Origin of the sequence: Cutibacterium sp., from assembly GCF_030525615.1 — a bacterium.
Taxonomy (GTDB): Bacteria; Actinomycetota; Actinomycetes; order Propionibacteriales; family Propionibacteriaceae; genus Cutibacterium.
The window spans coordinates 611,072-628,645 of record NZ_JAUNEJ010000001.1 but is presented as its reverse complement, the minus strand read 5'-3'; the positions used below and the strand labels follow the sequence as shown (position 1 = coordinate 628,645).

Below are 17,574 nucleotides of genomic sequence, written 5' to 3'. Positions count from 1 at the left end.
TGAACAACGGTACACGCTCTGAGACCGGTCCAAATGCGGCTCAGCGCAGCGACTGAGGAACCAAATCGATAACGGCGTCGATGACCTGCTCCAAAGTGAGACGAGTGGAGTCGAGCAAAGTCACTCCTGAAGCAGGCTGTTCAAAGGTTGACACCGTCGAGTCGTCACGGTCGCGACGCACGATCGAGTCGATGACCTGGTCCATGTCGACTTTTTCTCCCAGCTCGGCTTGACGTCGGGCAATCCGGACAGCTGGGTCAGCCACCAGGAGCACCCTCACCTGGGCGTCGGGGCACACCACTGTGGTGATGTCGCGCCCTTCCATGACGATGCGTCCGCACTGAGCTGCGATCTGGCGCATCCGAGCCGTGAGGGCATCACGAACGGGCTGAATCGTCGCCACCGCAGACACGTTGGCACTGGTTTCCGGACGCCGAATCTCCTCGGTGACGTCTTCGCCATCAATGACAACCAGGTCGTTAGAGGCGCAGGTGTCGATATCCAGACGGCACGTGCGAGCCACGTCAATCGCACCATGTGGGTTGGTCTTCGGATCAATTCCGAGGTGGGCGACGCGACACGCCACCGCACGGTACATCGATCCAGTGTCGAGATGGGCCATGTCGAGTCGATTGGCAACCCCACGAGAGGTCGAAGACTTGCCGGACCCGCTGGGCCCGTCAATGGCGATGACAAGAGGCGAGGTTGACACGTTCTGCTTACCTTTCCGAAGCTAGTCCGAGATGAGACAACGGTTACGATCGCACCGACCAGCCATGATTGCGCATTGACACCCTCAACTGCTCAGCACGATCCGGGGCGACATCGATGGATAGGAAACCAACTTCGCGAGCGGGGTCATGCTCCACCGACAGGTCTTCGACGTTGACCCCGGCAGCTTCAACGTCGCCAAACAGCTTCGCCAAGGCACCCGGCGCATCGGGAATCTCAACCACGACGGCGGTCGTCTCCATCATCTGGTGACCGTGCTTACCGGCGATCTTGCGCGCCCCCGACTGACCAACTCCGAGGAACTCTTCCAGACGGTCCGGGTCGTCCAAACGAGACAGCAGATCGTCGAGGTCGTCACGAATGGCTTCCAGCTGACTGCGTACCTCGGTGCGATTAGAGGTGAGGATTTGACGCCACATGGCCGTCTGGGACCGCGCTATTCGAGTGACATCACGGATACCTGATCCAGCCAGCCTGAGATGTTCGGCACGAGCATGGCGCAGATTGGCCGCTGTAAGAATGCTCATGAGGTGAGGAAGATGGGACACTTCAGCGACCGCTCGATCGTGCTCGCCGGCATCCATACTCACCACACGAGCACCACATACCTGAGCCAGGGCAACGACCTGCTTCACATCGTCGTATCGATTGTCGGTGCGCGGTGTCACAACCCACGTGCGATCAACAAAGAGTTCGTCAGAAGCAGTCAACGGTCCGGCGTATTGGGTACCAGCCATCGGGTGAGAACCGACATAGCGGGCGAGGTCGACATCCTGGCCCGCCGCGAGGTCAGTAAGCTCGGTGAAAATCGCCCCCTTGACCGACGCGGTGTCCGTGATGACGGCGTGGGGGTGGCGGTTCAGACGTTCAACGATGGTTGAAGCCACAGCAGATGGCGGGGTCGCTACTACGACAATGCGATATGCAGCATCGTCGAGACCGTCCAGCTGGCCTGCGCCACGCCCGGCAGCTACCAGCGCGTTGCTATGATCGATGTCCCATAAGTGGACGTCAACACCGGCGGCGACAAGGGCCTTCCCGATTGACGCACCGATGAGTCCGGCGCCAACGATGAGAACGGGGCCTCCCAGGATTGGGGAAACCCCCTCAGGATTCGTCACTGTCGGCCTCCAATACGGTAACAGCATCGAGACGACGGAAATGGCGTCGGGTCGAAGCATGACGATCAAGTAACCCCACTTCGAGGTTCACCGGCTCAGTGTCAAGAATGCTGCCAGCAATACGAATGACCTCAGTAATCGTCGCATCGTCCGACAGATCGACGCAGCATTCAGAAGCCACCCCCATCACAACGGGGTCGGTACTGACGCGGACACTCCCGTCATAGTCAATGGTGTAGAAACGATCCTCGGACGGGACAAGACCAAGTTCTGCGACGGCCACCTGAACCTGGTAAGGCTTGACCTCGGGGAGAGCAAATACCTTGCCAATGGTTCGAGAGTACATACTTGCCAAACTGCTGCCAGTAACGTCAAGCCGGTCATAGGCGAACGCACGCAAATCTGCGAATCGAATACCTGCTACCCGTAAATCCTCAACTTCGTGGAACAACCCCACTGCAGCAAAGGCAAGCCGATCGTGGATCTCGGAGATGGACCTCATAGCCTTGGGAAGATGCGCTCCGCTTTGACGGGCCACTAAAACAATGCCGTGGGCACAACGAGCGAGGACAACGCCGTCGCCCCCGTCGCGGATGGAATCAGATACGAAACTGGCCCTGTCAGCCACCCACTGGCTCAAAGGAACGTATGCCGGAACCGTCATGACTGGGACTCCTGATGGTCGGTTTCAGCAGTGATGTCGTCGACAACCCTTTTCGCCAACATGGCAACTTCATCGGTCGCGATTCGGGTGACGCCAGTGGAATTGGCATAGGCAACGGTTGGGTAAAGACCACGAGACAAATCAGGCCCGGAGCGGGCGGAGGCGGTGTCATCACTAATGGCGGTGTGAAGAGCTCGAATAGCTAGCATGATGGCCTCGTCGCGATCCATCCCCACGCGGTAACCGTCACTGAGAACGCCGGTGGCGAACAGAGTCCCTGATCCCACGCAGGCGTAGGCGTGCTCCTCGGTACGTCCCCCGGTTCCGTCGTAGGAAAAAATGCGTCCCCGGTGAGCGAGATCATCCCACCCAGCCAGCAACGGCGTCACAGCCATACCCTGAGCCATCATTGTGCCATTCGAGCGCACCAAGCTTGACAATCTCGCGGCTCGACCGTCCATGCTGATACGTCGCCCTTGGATCTTTTCAAGATGATCGACCTCAGCTTGGAACAGGCGAATCATCTCCCCGGCCAGACCAGCTGCTCCTGCAACTCCGATCACACAGCGGTCATCGGTACCAAGAATTCGGTCAATATCTCGCTGGTTTGGGTGCCTCGTCATCGCAGATCCGAGGTCAGCAGCAGCTATCACTCCACCGCTACAACGGATGGCCAATGCTGTTCTACCATGCCTCAACAGCTCTGGAACGCTGGTGTCCACCGTCGTCGGAGGGAGCAGCTCAGGCGCCACACGCCTGAGCAACAAGGCGAACGAATCGGTGGGTGTACTCGAGGTGAGGTAATCCTCATCGAGATCGGACAGCGGCAGTGGCATGACCCTCCTCGTTACACATGTACTCGGGATTTCCAGCCTAGCTGACCGATTTGGGCACAGACCTTCATGCGGATACCATCGTTATCCGATACCAGTGGTACTGCCTTTGGTGCTTTTGCTCTCCTGGAGGACGACGTGATGCCTACCGCAGTGGAAAGACCTCATCGCGATGAGGTCAGAAAACGCATACTCGCAGCCGCTACCGAAAACTTCGAACGGGACGGTTACGCTGGCGCTAGTCTGCGTCGTATCGCGTCAGATGCCGGGTTCACCAAAGGGGCCGTGTATTCGAACTTTGGTTCAAAACCCGACCTCTTCGGTCAGGTGTGTACTGACAGGCTTGCCCATGGCGAGAGGGACGTCGTCGATGCTCTCTCCCCCATCTTGTCGAGTGGCGGTAATCCTGACGAGATCATGAGGCAAATCAGCGAGAAGCTTACGGAAATCCTTTTGGAGGATGCGCCATGGCAGGTCATTCTCGCTGAGTTCCGCGCTCTGGCGCGCCGTGACGACGAGATTGCTGAGGCGTACGCGAAGCTGCAGCAACAGCGGATCGCTCAGCTGGTCGATATGGCCACCGAGTACGGTGTATTTGATCGCGTCGAGGCCGCAGAGGCTGCCAACCCACGCAGTCTGGCCGTGGTGGTTCTCAGTTTGGTCAACGTGCTTGCCTTGGAGTTCTCCGTGGCCAGCGCGGTCATCGATCAACAGGTCATCACCGACGTCATTGAACGTTCGATCAGGGGGTTTCTTCAGTGATGCGTTTCTCGAAACGTCCTCGAGTCGACACCCAGGCTCTTGAGGACGCCTCGGGAGTCGTTCTCCATGCTCGAGACTTGAATGCCCAGGGACGGCAAGGGATGATCTTCGGACCTCTTGACATGGACCTCGCACCGCGTCAGCTTGGTGTCATTCATGGCCCAGCCGGTGCCGGAAAGTCGGCCCTGCTGCTCGCACTGTGTGGACGATTCCGCCGGACCCGAGGAACCCTCATTATCGATGGCATAGACGCGATCGCGGAGCCCTATCGCGCAATCCAGCGCACCTCCGTAGCCCGTATCGCCGACTATGTCGTCCCGGAAGATCGCTTGACTCTCAACGAGTCAGTCGCCGAGCGCTGCCACCTCGACGCTGTGAACCTCAAGACGGCCGAAAGCAGGGTGCGTCAGATCGAGGAAATCGTCGGTTTCCGCATTGACCGATCCTGCGAGTTCGAGCAGCTTGAGGCCATAGAGCGCGCTGTCGCTTCGGTGGCTCTGGCCATGCTGAAGGAGACGAAGGTCGTCGTCATTGACGACGCGGACGTCATGGTCCCGCACAACCAGCAGCGATTGTTATTCGAGATGTTCTCCAAGCTCACTCAGCTCGACGACTCGACCATCATCGCCGCAACAGTGGATGACGACATGGCCCCGCCTGGCTCCCTCGATGTTGAATTGCCGGCCCACAACCGCGTTCATGTCGTCACAGACATCCACGGGAACAACGATGTCGACAGTGATCTTCTTGGTCCGACAACCCCCGTGGTGACACAGATTCCCCTCGACGGTCAAGAAGAAGACCCTGAAACTGAGGTCGACACCAAACCTCAACCTGCCTATATCAATGACCCCGAAAACAACCCAGCGACGGAAATTTACCGTCCCGATGACTCCTCTCGGAGATAACGCATGCTGACTCGGTTTATTAGACTCGTACAGTTCGAGTTCCGGCGTTTCAAAGGACGCTCCAAGCTCGGCCTTATCTTCATCCTCATTATTCCACTGCTCTATGGTGGAATTTATCTTCATGCCAACTGGGATCTTTATGCCAATACCGACAAGATAAAGATTGCGGTCATCAACCATGACAAGCCAGCTACGTTCGATGGCCAAACCATCGAAGGTGGCAAACAATTCCAAGACACCCTGAAGGAAAACCCACGATTCGACTGGCAATTCCTTGGAGCCGACGAGGACAGGGCTTATGATGGCCTTCGTGACGCTGAGTACTTTATGGTGATCGAGGTTCCTGAAAACTTTTCGTCCAGCATTGTATCGGCTGGCGACTTCAAACCAGCTCGTGCAACTCTAAAACTCCATCGTGACGATGCCAACGGATTCATTATTGGTCTGCTGACCTCACAGGTTCAGACAGCTCTCGAACAGGCCCTGGACCAAAGTGTGTCCGAGACCTACTTCAATGCCCTCTTCGTCAACCTCGGCGTCATCAAGGATTCGTTAACGAAAGCGTCTGAGGGATCAGCATCCATCGATGATGGCATGAAGACTCTCAATGCTGGTGTCAACGAAATGAACACCAAGGTGTTGGGAGCCACCCAGGCACTAGGAGACTCCACTGCAACCGTTAACAAGGTCAATTCAGCGCTGGCAAATGCTGATTCAGCAGCTGCCAAGACATCAGCGGCAGTAGGCCAGACTCGGGCAGGTGCCCAGGCCATTACCGGCGCTGCACAAAGCGTCATGGCTGATACTCAGGCTGTCAATTCAGCGATGATACCGCTCATCAACAATGTAACGAAGAACCTTCCCAATTTGCAGAAGCAAGCCGGAAATCTTGTCTCCGCGACGGCAACTCTACAGAATCCTAATGGAAAGTCTGTGGTTGCCATTCAGCACGATGTGAACGCAGCAGGAAATAAGGCGTCCGCGCTTGTTTCTAAACATCCCGAACTTGCCGATGACCCTGATTACGTCGCATTGGTTAAGCAAATCAATGGCGCTGCAAGTTCAACGACGACCGTGTCATCCAACATTGCGGCGGTCGCGAACATTTCAGCTGGCCTGAACCTCAGCCTCAATCAGCAAAATGCAGACACCTTAGCAGACAATGCCAAGGCTGCGATAAATCGACTCAACAAGGACGCCCAGCAGGTCAACAACGGTCTCGAAACGATCAACGGGGCTATGGACACCGCAGATTCAGCTGCAAACGACCTCAATAAAGCCGTCAACAATGCCACTGACGCCGGCCGAGACATTACTGCGAAGGCTCCGGAAATTGCGTCTGGTGTCATGCAGTTGAGCAACGGTCTCGGGCAGCTCAAGGCTGGCGCTGACACCCTGTCCAAGGGCGCGACTCAGCTTCATCAGGGTCTCGACAGCGGAGCGAAACAGATTCCGGGCTTGTCAGACGACCAGCGCACCAACTTGGCCGATGTCATGAGCTCCCCGGTCGACGTCGAACAGACCGTCCTCCACTCCGCAGAGTATTACGGTCGCGGTCTGGCACCGATGTTCTTCTCCATCGCAATGTGGATTGCCTGTATCTCGACCTTCCTCGTGGTGCGTACCTTCTCTGGTCGCGCCATGACGGGTAGAGCTAATTCCCTGTCAATCGCACTCGTCGGCTTCGGCCCACCTGCGATCATCGCCTTGACCGGTTCCTACCTGATGGCCCTCGGCGTCTGGTTGGCCTTGGAATTGGATCCCGTCCACCCCTGGTACTTCTTAGGCTTTGTCACATTGACATCCCTGGCGTGGATGATGCTGGCCTTCTGGATGCGGCTTATTTTTGGTTCGCCTCAGACAGCTATCTTCCTCATCCTTTTGGTGCTGCAGCTGCCAACATGTGGCGGAACCTTCCCCGTGACGATGTTGCCGTCGATCTACCAGAAGTTGGCCGTTGTCATGCCGATGAAGTATTCCGTTGATGCTTTCCGCGTCCTCATATCAGGTGGACCGATGTCGACGATGGCGGTTGGATTCGCTGTCCAAGGTGGCATTCTCATCATCTCGACGATCATCACCTTGAGCCTTGTCTATCGTCATAAGCTATTCCGTATGCGTGACCTGCACCCGCCGATGATTACCTCGACCTCGACGGCTGACTTCGCCTTCTCAGTGAGGCCGCGATGAATGACGACTTGGCATCGCCCTTGGTACGGAGGACCCTTGTCGCCGACATCGTGTGCGTGATCCTTTTCGCAACAATTGGACGGGCCAGCCACGGGGAGGCCCTCTCCCCTGGCGGCCTGCTGCGAACCGGAACCCCGTTTGTTTTCGGTCTGGCCGTGGGATGGGTCATCGTCGTGACGGCTCGTTTTCCGGCACAGCGGTGGGTGGCTGGACTGGTCGTGTGGGCGTCAACTCTCATCGTTGGAATGGGGATTCGCTACTTCACGGACCAAGGAATAGCCGTACCCTTCATCATCGTGGCGGCAAGCTTCCTGGCCTTGACTCTCATCGGTTGGCGAGCCGTATTGATTGGAGTTAGGTCGTTACGTCGTCATAAGCAGCGGGTGTGACAAGGGCCGACGGGAATCATCCGCCGGGATCGGCGTTCACACTCGCTGCGCTACGAGGATGGTGCGACCCCGGAAACTATTTCTCTTCTTTCGGCAATCGCCACTGGTCGTGTTCAGTGATATTGCGTGGACGAGGACCGTGGTAGTCAGGGCCGTAGGCACCGGGGGCAGGTCGACGCTTGCGCATTGGTGCCATCACACCAGGGGCAAGACGACGAGAAATCACCAGAAACCCGGTGTGGCCCGTCGTGCCGTGAGCCGGACGGATGGCCAAACCCTCGGCGTGCCAGTCGCGGGTTGTTGTTTCGGTTGCGTGAGGCTCAGTCCAACCCCCATCAGCACGAAGAGTATCCATTACTCGCCCCATCTGAGTTGTGGTCGCGACGTAACAGCACAACACCCCGCCTGGAACCAGCACCTTGCCGACCGTCTCGACACACTCCCACGGAGCAAGCATGTCCAGAACCGCGCGATCGATCGGCTCTGACGTGATTCCGGTTACCACATCAGCGACCCTGAGATCCCAGGTTGACGGCACCTCACCGTAGAAGGACTCGACGTTTTTCCGCGCGACGTCCGCGAAATCCTGACGCCTCTCGTAGCAATACAAATGTCCGTTCGGCCCGATGGCGCGCAGTAGCGGGATCGACAATCCACCAGACCCGACTCCGGCCTCAAGTACCCGCGCCCCGGGAAAGATGTCGGCCCACATGGTGATCTGGGCTGCTTCCTTGGGATAAATAATCGCGGCCTCACGAGGCATAGAGACGGTGAACTCGCTGAGAATGGGCCGCATGGCCAGGAATTCAAGACCTCCAACGGAAGTGACGACGACCCCTTGAGGCCCACCGATAAGGTCGTCGTGTCGCACTGCCCCCTTGGTGGTGTGGAAGACGCCACCGGGCTGTAGGACGATCGAGTGCTTGCGTCCCTTGGGATCAGTGAGAGTAATCCGCTCCCCGGCGCGCAGGACTCCTCCACCTCCATTGGCTACCGGAGCAGCAGGTTCGCTGGCGAGGTGCCACAAGGTGACCACGTCGGCCAGTGACAGGCCGGCTAGATCGGGCCGGTGGACACGTCGCGGGCCAGGACCGGCCTCGGACAGGCCGTCGACAGTGAGCACAGCAGCCCCGGCGGTCGTCGCTGAGGCTGCCCCCTTTGAGGAGTCCTCGATCGCCAGGCACTCAGTGATATCCACGTCAAGCCTTTCGGCGGCCAGCAAATATGGCTCGGGAGCTGGCTTGGTCGTCTCCGGAGTGACGTCATCGAAGGTCACAACAGTGTCGAACAGGTTGCCAAACCGCTCGTGAACGGCTTTGAGCACCGGCTCGACGACGGCGTACGTCGATCCGGTAACGATCGCCATGGGAATGCCAGCATCGCGTATCTCGGTCAGCAGCTCCAGCACGCCCGGACGCCATGGAACATCACGTTCCCGGTTGAAGGTTGAAACCATCGCGATGAGCTGGCGGCGCACATCGTCGACGGTTACCTCTTCACCAATGTCTGCGACTATCGCCTCGCAGACGTCGGTCATCGGCCCACCTGTGAAGCGACTAGCCTTTTCGGTCTCCCACACGATTCCGTGCGCGGCTAGAATCGCCAGTTCTGCCTCGACCCATCGAGGCTCTGTGTCGACGAGGGTCCCGTCGAAGTCCCACAGGACCGCTGCAAAACGGTCAGCAGTCAAGGCGCGGGCGGACATCTCATTTGGCGTTGAAATAGTTGGCCTCCGGATGGTGGACGACGAAGGCGTCAGTGGACTGTTCGGGGTGAAGTTGGAACTCCTCCGACAGCTCCACACCGATCCTCGCCGGGTTGAGCAGTTTCACCACCTTGGCCCTGTCTTCGAGATTCGGGCAGGCGGCGTATCCAAAACTGTACCGGCAGCCGCGATAGGTCTGGTGATCGATGGCATCGGCGACAGAGGAATCGTCATAGTCAATACCTAATTCATGACGCACGCGGGCGTGCCACATCTCAGCAAGAGCCTCGGTCAGCTGAACGGACAGTCCATGCAATTCGAGATACTCCCGGTAGGAGTTGGCCTCGAAGAGACGTTGGGTGGCAACCGAGACCGCTTTGCCCATCGTCACCAGTTGGAAGCTGATGACGTCAGGTCCATATTCTCCGGCTTCATTGGCATCGCGGAAAAAGTCGGCCAGGCACAGTTTCCGGCCGTTGCTCTGACGCGGAAATGTGAACCTCGTGAGTTCTGTCGAGGTGTCCTCAGGATCTAAGATGATGAGATCATGATCGTGGGACAAGCACGGCCAATAGCCGTCAACCACACTGAACTGGGCGAGATTCTCCTGGCGGATGCGATCCAGTAGAAGGCGCAGACGCGGTCGGGCAACCTCATTGACCATACGGTCCCACGACCCGTCACTACGCGAACCCTTGAGACCCCAGCGCCCCATGAAAGTCGCACGCTCGTCAAGCCACACCAACACGTCAGCTAATGGAATTCCCTTCGAGATCCGAGAACCCCAGAATGGCGGAGTGGGGACCTCGACTGACCCGGGAACCGGTCGCGCCACATCGGCGCGAGAGTCATGGCCGTCTGAGGTCGTCTCGACGTCCTCGACAACAGCCTGCCTGACCTTGATACGTCGACGTCGAGGTGCCGGAAGCTCAGCTCCCGGAACCCCCTTCTTGACAGCCATCACCGAGTCCATCAGGCGAAGTCCCTCGAAAGCGTCCTTAGCGTAACGCACCTCACCATCGAACAGGTCGTTGAGGTCCTCCTCGACAAATGTCCGTGTCAGAGCTGCACCGCCGAGCATAACCGGGTATTTCGATGCCAACCCTGCTCGGTTCAACTCGAGGAGGTTGTCCTTCATGACCATCGTCGACTTCACCAGCAGCCCGGACATGCCAATGACGTCGGCATGATTGGTTTCGGCAGCCTCGATGATCGCGGTCACCGGTTGCTTGATCCCGAGATTGACGACGTGGTACCCGTTGTTCGAGACGATGATGTCGACGAGGTTCTTGCCGATGTCGTGAACGTCGCCCTTGACCGTGGCGAGCACAAGGGTGCCCTTGCCAGAGGTATCAGTTTTGTCCATGTGAGGCTCGAGGTGGGCGACGGCAGTCTTCATAACCTCCGCTGACTGCAGCACGAAGGGCAGCTGCATTTTGCCAGATCCGAAGAGGTCACCCACGACCTGCATACCGGCCAGCAGGTCCTCGTTCACAATGTCGAGGGCAGGTTTGGATTCCATGGCCTCGTCGAGGTCGTCCTCCAACCCCTTGGCGTTGCCGTCGATGATACGTTGCTTGAGGCGCTCGAATAGCGGCATGGCAGCCAGCTCAGCTTCGCGCTCAGCACGCATGGAAGCAGCCGTCACTCCCTCAAACAGTTCCAGGAACCGATTGAGCGGGTCGTAACCGTCATGACGACGGTCGTATACCAGGTCAAGGGCAACCTGACGCTGATCGTCAGGGATACGGTCAATGGGCAGAATCTTTGCGGTGTGGACGATGGCAGAATCCAGCCCGGCCTTAACGGCCTCGTGCAGGAAAACCGAGTTAAGGACGATACGGGCAGCCGGGTTGAGACCGAAAGAGATGTTCGAAACACCGAGGGTGGTTCGCACTCCCGGGTATCGCTTCTTGATTTGCGCTATGGCGTTGATGGTCTCCAAACCGTCGCGGCGGGTTTCCTCTTGGCCGGTGCCAATGGGGAAGGTCAGGCAATCGACCAGGATGTCGCCAATGTCCATGCCCCAGTTACCGACGAGGTCGTCGATCAGCCGGGAGGCCACTCGAACCTTCCATTCAGCGGTACGGGCCTGGCCCTGCTCGTCAATGGTGAGTGCGACAACTCCAGCACCGTTTTCCACGACCATTGGCATGACGCGCTGGTAGCGCGATCCAGGACCATCCCCGTCCTCGAAATTCACTGAGTTGATAATGCAGCGGCCAGGCAGATGTTCTAGCCCAGCTGCCAGGACGTCAGGTTCGGTCGAGTCAAGGATGATCGGCAGAGTGCAAGCAGTAGCCAGCCGAGCACTCAGCTCCGACATATCCGCTACACCATCGCAGCCGACGTAATCGACACACAGGTCGAGCAAGTGGGCTCCGTCGCGGATTTGAGCCTTGGCGATATCGACGCACTCATCCCAGTTGTGGGCCAGCATGGCCTCGCGGAAGGCCTTCGAACCGTTGGCATTGGTTCGCTCACCAATAGCCAGATAAGCGGTGTCCTGGCTGAGCGGGACATCGTTGTACAGGGAGGCCACAGCGTCAACGTGATGAACCTCGCGCTCGGGGACCCGACGCCCAGATACTCGATCGGCAATGGCGCGAATGTGGTCAGGAGTCGTGCCACAGCAGCCCCCGACGACCGATAAACCGTAACGATCGACGTAATCATCGAGGACAGGGGCAAGATCGTCAGGCCCGAGCGGATAGCGCGCCCCCTCAGCCGTGATCTCAGGCAAGCCGGCATTCGGCATACACATGATCGGCACCCGCGCGCCACGGGACAGGGTGCGCAAATGCTCAACCATCTCCGCCGGTCCGGTGGCACAGTTCAGCCCGATAGCATCGACTCCGAGAGATTCCAGCACTGTCAAGGCAGCACCGCACTCTGAACCCATGAGCATGGTTCCGGTGGTCTCGACGGTGAAGTCGACAAGGACCGGTAAGTCAGCATGACGCTCTGCTACGGCACGGTGCGCTCCAATAATGGCGGCTCGGGCTTGCAGCAGGTCCTGACAGGTCTCGATCTGTACTCCGTCGGCACCGGCGTCAATCATGGCACCGATAACCTGTTGATAAACATCGCGAATGGCTGCAAAACCAATCTGACGCAGGGTTGGCAGTTTGGTTCCCGGCCCAATCGACCCCACGACGTAACGCGGCTTGTCAGTGCGCTTGTCGGCGGCCTCCCGAGCCAATTCGGTAGCAGCTGACGCCAGTTCGACAGCACGCGAAGCGATTCCGTATTCGTTTAACGCCGGTAGGTTCACGCCGAAAGTATTGGTCTCGATGATGTCGGCACCAGCGTCCAGGTAGGCGTCGTGGATGCCGGATATCACGTCGGGACGGGTGATATTGAGGATCTCGTTGCAGCCTTCAAGTCCTTGGAAGTCATCTACTGTGAGGTCGCTGCTCTGCAACATCGTGCCCATCGCGCCATCAATGACGAGAACCTGCTGTGACAAAGCGGTGCGAAGGGTCATGGTTTCCAGCCTAGGTCTCGGACTAGCCTTGGCACTATGCGATTTCGACACATGGACCGGCCATGGGTCGTAGTGGCCTTCAGCGGCTGGAACGACGCCGGCTCGGCCGCCACCCAAGCCGCTACCCTCATCGCTGAGTATTCGCAGGCGAAGACTTGGCGAACTATCGATGGCGAGGAATTCCATGACTTTCGTCAGGCCCGACCCGCCATCACAGTTAGAAACGACGTCGAAATCGTCAACTGGCCACGCACGACAATCCGTATCGGCAGCTGGCAAGGCCAGCAGGTCGTCGTCGTCACCGGGCCAGAGCCGAGTTTCCGCTGGCGAACCTACTGCTTCCGCCTGCTGCGCCAACTACACAAGCTCAATCCGGCGGGTCTCGTGGTTCTCGGCGCGATGGCCACCGACGTCGCTCACACTCGACAACTGCCGGTGATGGTCTCGACGAGCGACCCGAGTCTCATCAGCACGCTGGGGGCCGAAAAACTCGAATACGACGGGCCGACGGGTATCCCCTTTGTCCTTGTGACACAGGCCCGACGTTTCAACTTCAATGCTCTTGGATTGTGGGTTGGGGTGCCACAGTACGCGTGTGAATCCCCGTGTCCACCAGCTGTACAGGCGCTTCTGGTCCGCATTGAGGAACTCACTGGGATTGCCGTGCCGCAGGCCGGTCTCGATGAGGACAAGCGGGACTGGGTTGAGGCCATCGACGAGGCGTTATCCGAGCACCCAGAACTGGTCGAGTACGTCACGTCCCTTGAGACTGAGCAGGATGCCGCATTACCTGAGGGGCTTACCGGCGACGTCCTGGCGGTGGAATTCCAGTCGTACCTGCGGCATCGCACAAATTGAAGTCACCGGTGAGGTCCTTGGGCAGCCAGGGCCTGAGCGCGCAGTGAGGTGACGACCTGGTCCGGGTCATCAGAGCGGTAGACAGCAGAACCGGCCACGAAAGTGTCAGCCCCGGCCTCGGCGGCACGCGCAATGGTGTCAGCCGAGACTCCGCCGTCAATCTGCAGCCAAATATCGGCCCCAGAGGCGTCGATGAGCTTGCGCGCCCGACGGATCTTGGCGAGCACGGGGTCAAGGAATTTTTGGCCACCAAATCCAGGTTCTACGGTCATCAGAAGGACTTGGTCGAATTCGGCGAGGTAATCGGCAATCTGTTCGACTGGGGTAGCCGGACGCAGCGCGATCGCTGCTCGTGCCCCCATGGCCCGAAGTTCGCGAGCCAGCTTGATCGGTGCGGTGGCAGCTTCCAGGTGGAATGTGACCGACTGGGCACCGGCCTCAACATAGTGCGGTGCCCACCTGTCGGGGTCCTCGATCATGAGGTGAACGTCAAACATGAGATCGGTGGTCCGACGCAAAGACTCAACGAACGGTGCCCCCATGACGAGATTCGGCACGAAGTGACCGTCCATGACGTCGATGTGAAGACCGTCAGCCGACGGGATTCGCTCCACCTCACTCGCAAGATTGGCCAGATCGGCGTTGAGAATTGACGGCGTAATACGAACTGTCATGGTGCCAGCCTAGAGGGTCATGCCGGGCCAGCCACACCCCAATCTCACGTCTTGTTGAATATCACTGCTTGCCACGTCTTATTTCTTCGAAATGCCAAGTGCCTCAACTGCCGACGCCAATGTGGTCTGGGCAGTTTTTGCATTCAGGGAAGAAGTTTGTATCAGCTGATCGTTGTTGAGCCAAACATATGCCTGATGCAAGGTTATCTCAGGTCCACCATCACTCGAGCTGACAGTAGTGGACAAACCTGCCCTCTTCGCCACAGACTCATAGCCCTTGACAGGGCTCATCTTCATAGTCATCTCCGTCTTGTGACCCTGCAATTCCATGGTGACCTTGCCACACTGAGAGAACTGCTCATTTTCAGTCTCATACGACTTCTTAAGACGGTCTGACATGGACGTAATGAACGTGAGTGCGACAGGTGATGACTGATCTCCGCCGAGCGCCGACACGGTATTGTTTAATTCGCTATCGGTGATACCGGAAGTGGCATTTTTAATGATGTCTCCGCACTTGGCAGGAGAAACCTTAGCCTGGTCCATAGATTTGAGTACCTGGTCAGTTTGGTCGGAGATTTGGGAGCTATTTACGACAGTAAATGTCTGATTGTTGATCTTGTTCTCCGAGATCGCGTTGGTGACATCATCCGTGCTCAAGCGCTTGAGTCCCGCAGACTGCTGATATGTAGGGTTCGCGCTGGTGGACGCTGAGCCGGCGTTAGCCGATGCACTGACGGATGCCGAGGTGGCGTTAGTCGATGAGGTCGATGATGAGTCATCTCCACACGCGGCTAGGCCGATGGTCATGACGCCTGCCATGCCAAGTAGACAGGTCTTCATCAGCGCTGTAGTCATCCTGAGATCTCCTGGTATACGTATTCGGAAGAATTTGCCTCACGGTCACAGACATCTAATCACGACGGCAGGCCCTGAGTCTACGAATCGCGTTTGCGGAACAGTGCGCAGAACATGCCGTCGGTGCCGTGCCTATGGGGCCATAACTGGATTGTCCCCGAGCCATCGTCGATGTCGGGAACCTCAGGAATCATGGCTGGAGCGTCCAGGAGATCAACGGGGAAATCTTGCTGCGCGAAATCGATCACGTTGAGGGTCTCGTCACGGTGAGGCGAGCAGGTGACGTACCCGATAACACCCCCTGATTTCGTGAGATCTACCGCCGAGGTCAGTAACCGACGCTGAAGCTGAGTCAATTCCCGGATGTCTGCAGGCGTACGACGCCATCTGGACTCAGGCCGACGCCGCAACGATCCCAAACCCGAACATGGCACGTCAGCCAGTACGACATCACATGATTGCGCGGGCAAGGGAGGATTGGTGCCGTCGGCGGTGAGTACCCGATGATCTCCTGGAATCGGGGCAAGTGCCTTTTCGACGAGTTCAGCTCGGTGCTGATGGATTTCAATCGCCGTCAGAGAGGAATTGTGCTGGGCGGCCACGCTGGCTAGCAACGCTGCTTTACCACCAGGTCCGGCACACAGGTCAAGCCACTGCCCGTAACAACCGTGACTCTCTGCGGCTCTCAGCAGTGCAAGGACGACGAGCTGGGATCCCTCGTCCTGAACACCGGCGCGCCCCTGTCGAATCACGTCCAAGTCAGCCGGGTTACCTAACCGGACAACTCCCCATGGCGAGTACGGCGTCGCAGTCCCTCCATCCACAAGGAGCTCCTGACGATCAGCCAGCCCGGGGCGAACAACTAAGGTTGGCACTGGCGGATCGTTGTCGGCTAGCAGGGCCGCTTCCACCTCGTCAGTTCCAAGGCGGTCTTGGAAGGCCTTGACGATCCAGATCGGGTGCAGGGTTCGCAAAGCCAAGACATCGGCATTCTTGTCTCCACCGATCTTGCTGGCCCATTCTTCTAAGCTGTGGGTGCTGATACGCCGTGACACCGCGTTGACAAGACCTGTCACTCTTTCCCCGATAACCTGGCCGGCCAAGTCAACTGATGACGCTACGGCGGCTCGGGTAGGAACTCTCATAGCAAGGATCTGGTGAGCAGCCATCCGCAGGATGACACGGACTCCCGGCTGAAGTTTGGCAGGATCTCGTCCTGACGCAGCAGCAACAATGCGGTCCCAGGTCCCCGTTCCGCGCGAGGTACCGTCGACCAGTTCGGTCGCGAATGCCGCGTCACGTCCGGTCATACCGGCAGCACGCAGCTGATCTGCCAAGGCTAGGTTGGCATAGGACCCACGAGTCTCGACGGCCAACAGCGCGGTGTATGCCACTCGTCGCGCCGGATCAGCCTTACGGCGTTTCTGGCCGTGCCGCTGACTCATCGCAGCCTGGTCCCGGCATCGATCTTGGCACCGCGCGCCCAATCTGCACCATTCATGACCTTCTTTCCGAAAGCCTGTACCTGGAGCAGTTCAAGTGGTCGCGAACCGGTCCCGAGAAACAGCTTTTTGCGAGTAGCGACGAGTTGTCCAGGTTGGGCAGTGGGAACGACTTCATCGGCACCAAGGCGGCGGGTCCTCAGTACCTTGAACCGCTTGCCATCGAGTTCAGCCCATGCACCTGGGGCAGGAGATGTCCCCCGAACAAGGCGGTCGATCTCTTCGGCGGATGCGGTCAGATCAATACGGACGTCGTTGGGATGAATTTGCGGGGCAACCGTCACTCCTTCTGCCTGTGGTTTTGGCTCGACCCCAGCTTCGATGTCCTCGAGAGCCTGAGTCACAAGCGGTGTCGAAGCCTGGGCCAGCTCGTCAAGAAGCTCACCAGCCGTCGTCACCTCGCCAATCGGCACATTCATCGAGCGATATACGGGACCCGCGTCGAGGTCTTCAACCAGGCGAAAGACGCAGGCTCCGGTCTCTTCGTCACCGGCCATGATGGCCCGCTGCACAGGGGCAGCCCCCCGCCATCGCGGCAACAGGGAAAAATGCAAGTTGATCCACCCATGTTTCGGCCCATTCAACAGATCCGCAGGGATGAGTCCGCCATAGGCGACAACCACGGCGACATCAACATCAAGAGATGCAACTGCGTCATGCCCCTCGCCGGATTTCACGCTGGTGGCCTTAATAACAGGGATTCCGAGCCTTTCGGCAGTCTTGGCAACCGGACTGGGACGCGGAGTGCGATGACGTCCGACTGCAGCGTCAGGCCGAGTCAAGACGGTAACAACCTCATGGTTCGGGTCGTCAGCCAGAGCCGTCAAGGCGGGAACGGCTACGTCCGGAGTGCCAGCGAAGAGTAATTTCACCTTTCCAGCCTATCGGTCG

The 17,574-nt window shown here is 58.3% G+C and carries 15 protein-coding genes; 5 read left to right on the top strand and 10 right to left on the bottom strand.

Annotated elements, in window-relative coordinates:
- Positions 1-40: 40 nt before the first annotated feature.
- From cmk to prcB, 4 genes are read right to left on the bottom strand one after another with little or no spacing between them, the layout of a single operon-like run.
- The gene (gene cmk / locus Q4B98_RS02890; RefSeq protein ID WP_303195291.1) at positions 41-712 is read right to left on the bottom strand and encodes a (d)CMP kinase; all 672 of its coding nucleotides are present in this window, start codon (positions 710-712) and stop codon (positions 41-43) included.
- A 43-nt stretch (positions 713-755) separates the two neighbouring features.
- A complete protein-coding gene (locus Q4B98_RS02885) occupies positions 756-1,880 on the bottom strand; it encodes a prephenate dehydrogenase (RefSeq protein WP_303195642.1) in 1,125 nt (374 codons plus the stop codon).
- A complete protein-coding gene (gene prcA / locus Q4B98_RS02880; RefSeq protein WP_303195290.1) occupies positions 1,840-2,517 on the bottom strand; it encodes a proteasome subunit alpha in 678 nt (225 codons plus the stop codon). Before prcA ends, Q4B98_RS02885 begins: the two co-directional genes overlap by 41 nt.
- Positions 2,514-3,353, bottom strand: coding sequence for a proteasome subunit beta (gene prcB / locus Q4B98_RS02875; RefSeq protein WP_303195288.1), 840 nt, complete (start codon positions 3,351-3,353; stop codon positions 2,514-2,516). Before prcB ends, prcA begins: the two co-directional genes overlap by 4 nt.
- 138 nt (positions 3,354-3,491) lie before the next feature.
- On the opposite strand from prcB, the gene Q4B98_RS02870 reads away from it, so the two are divergent.
- Genes Q4B98_RS02870 through Q4B98_RS02855 form a run of 4 tightly spaced genes read left to right on the top strand, consistent with a single transcriptional unit; the run spans position 3,492 to position 7,599 of the window.
- Positions 3,492-4,112 carry a TetR/AcrR family transcriptional regulator gene (locus tag Q4B98_RS02870; protein WP_303195287.1) on the top strand — a complete coding sequence of 207 codons (621 nt, stop codon included), beginning with the start codon at positions 3,492-3,494 and terminating at the stop codon, positions 4,110-4,112.
- Positions 4,112-5,020, top strand: a complete 909-nt coding sequence (locus Q4B98_RS02865; protein ID WP_303195285.1) for an ATP-binding cassette domain-containing protein — start codon at positions 4,112-4,114, stop codon at positions 5,018-5,020. The genes Q4B98_RS02870 and Q4B98_RS02865 overlap by 1 nt, the downstream gene beginning before the upstream one ends.
- Positions 5,021-5,023: 3 nt before the next feature.
- Complete coding sequence (locus tag Q4B98_RS02860) at positions 5,024-7,210, top strand: YhgE/Pip domain-containing protein (protein WP_303195283.1); 2,187 nt, start codon at positions 5,024-5,026, stop codon at positions 7,208-7,210.
- Positions 7,207-7,599, top strand: coding sequence for a DUF3054 domain-containing protein (locus Q4B98_RS02855; protein ID WP_303195281.1), 393 nt, complete (start codon positions 7,207-7,209; stop codon positions 7,597-7,599). Before Q4B98_RS02860 ends, Q4B98_RS02855 begins: the two co-directional genes overlap by 4 nt.
- A gap of 76 nt (positions 7,600-7,675) precedes the next feature.
- On the opposite strand, the gene Q4B98_RS02850 is transcribed toward Q4B98_RS02855, so the two are convergent.
- The gene (locus tag Q4B98_RS02850) at positions 7,676-9,304 is read right to left on the bottom strand and encodes an HAD-IA family hydrolase (protein WP_303195280.1); all 1,629 of its coding nucleotides are present in this window, start codon (positions 9,302-9,304) and stop codon (positions 7,676-7,678) included.
- Position 9,305: 1 nt separating this feature from the next.
- Complete coding sequence (gene metH / locus Q4B98_RS02845) at positions 9,306-12,791, bottom strand: methionine synthase (protein ID WP_368492281.1); 3,486 nt, start codon at positions 12,789-12,791, stop codon at positions 9,306-9,308.
- A gap of 51 nt (positions 12,792-12,842) precedes the next feature.
- Between metH and Q4B98_RS02840 the strand changes: the two genes are divergently transcribed.
- Positions 12,843-13,649: a proteasome assembly chaperone family protein gene (locus tag Q4B98_RS02840; RefSeq protein ID WP_368492296.1), complete on the top strand. Its 807-nt coding sequence runs from the start codon at positions 12,843-12,845 to the stop codon at positions 13,647-13,649.
- A 2-nt stretch (positions 13,650-13,651) separates the two neighbouring features.
- On the opposite strand, the gene rpe is transcribed toward Q4B98_RS02840, so the two are convergent.
- The 4 genes from rpe to fmt form a co-directional block, all read right to left on the bottom strand.
- Positions 13,652-14,323 (bottom strand): ribulose-phosphate 3-epimerase, encoded by a 672-nt coding sequence (gene rpe / locus Q4B98_RS02835; protein WP_303195278.1) that lies wholly within the window; start codon positions 14,321-14,323, stop codon positions 13,652-13,654.
- Between the two features lie 78 nt (positions 14,324-14,401).
- Complete coding sequence (locus Q4B98_RS02830) at positions 14,402-15,181, bottom strand: hypothetical protein (protein WP_303195277.1); 780 nt, start codon at positions 15,179-15,181, stop codon at positions 14,402-14,404.
- Between the two features lie 80 nt (positions 15,182-15,261).
- On the bottom strand, positions 15,262-16,626 hold the full coding sequence (locus Q4B98_RS02825) for an RsmB/NOP family class I SAM-dependent RNA methyltransferase (protein ID WP_303195276.1): 1,365 nt from the start codon (positions 16,624-16,626) through the stop codon (positions 15,262-15,264).
- Entirely contained in the window at positions 16,623-17,555 is a 933-nt protein-coding gene (gene fmt / locus Q4B98_RS02820; protein WP_303195274.1) for a methionyl-tRNA formyltransferase, read from the bottom strand. Before fmt ends, Q4B98_RS02825 begins: the two co-directional genes overlap by 4 nt.
- Positions 17,556-17,574: the final 19 nt, after the last annotated feature.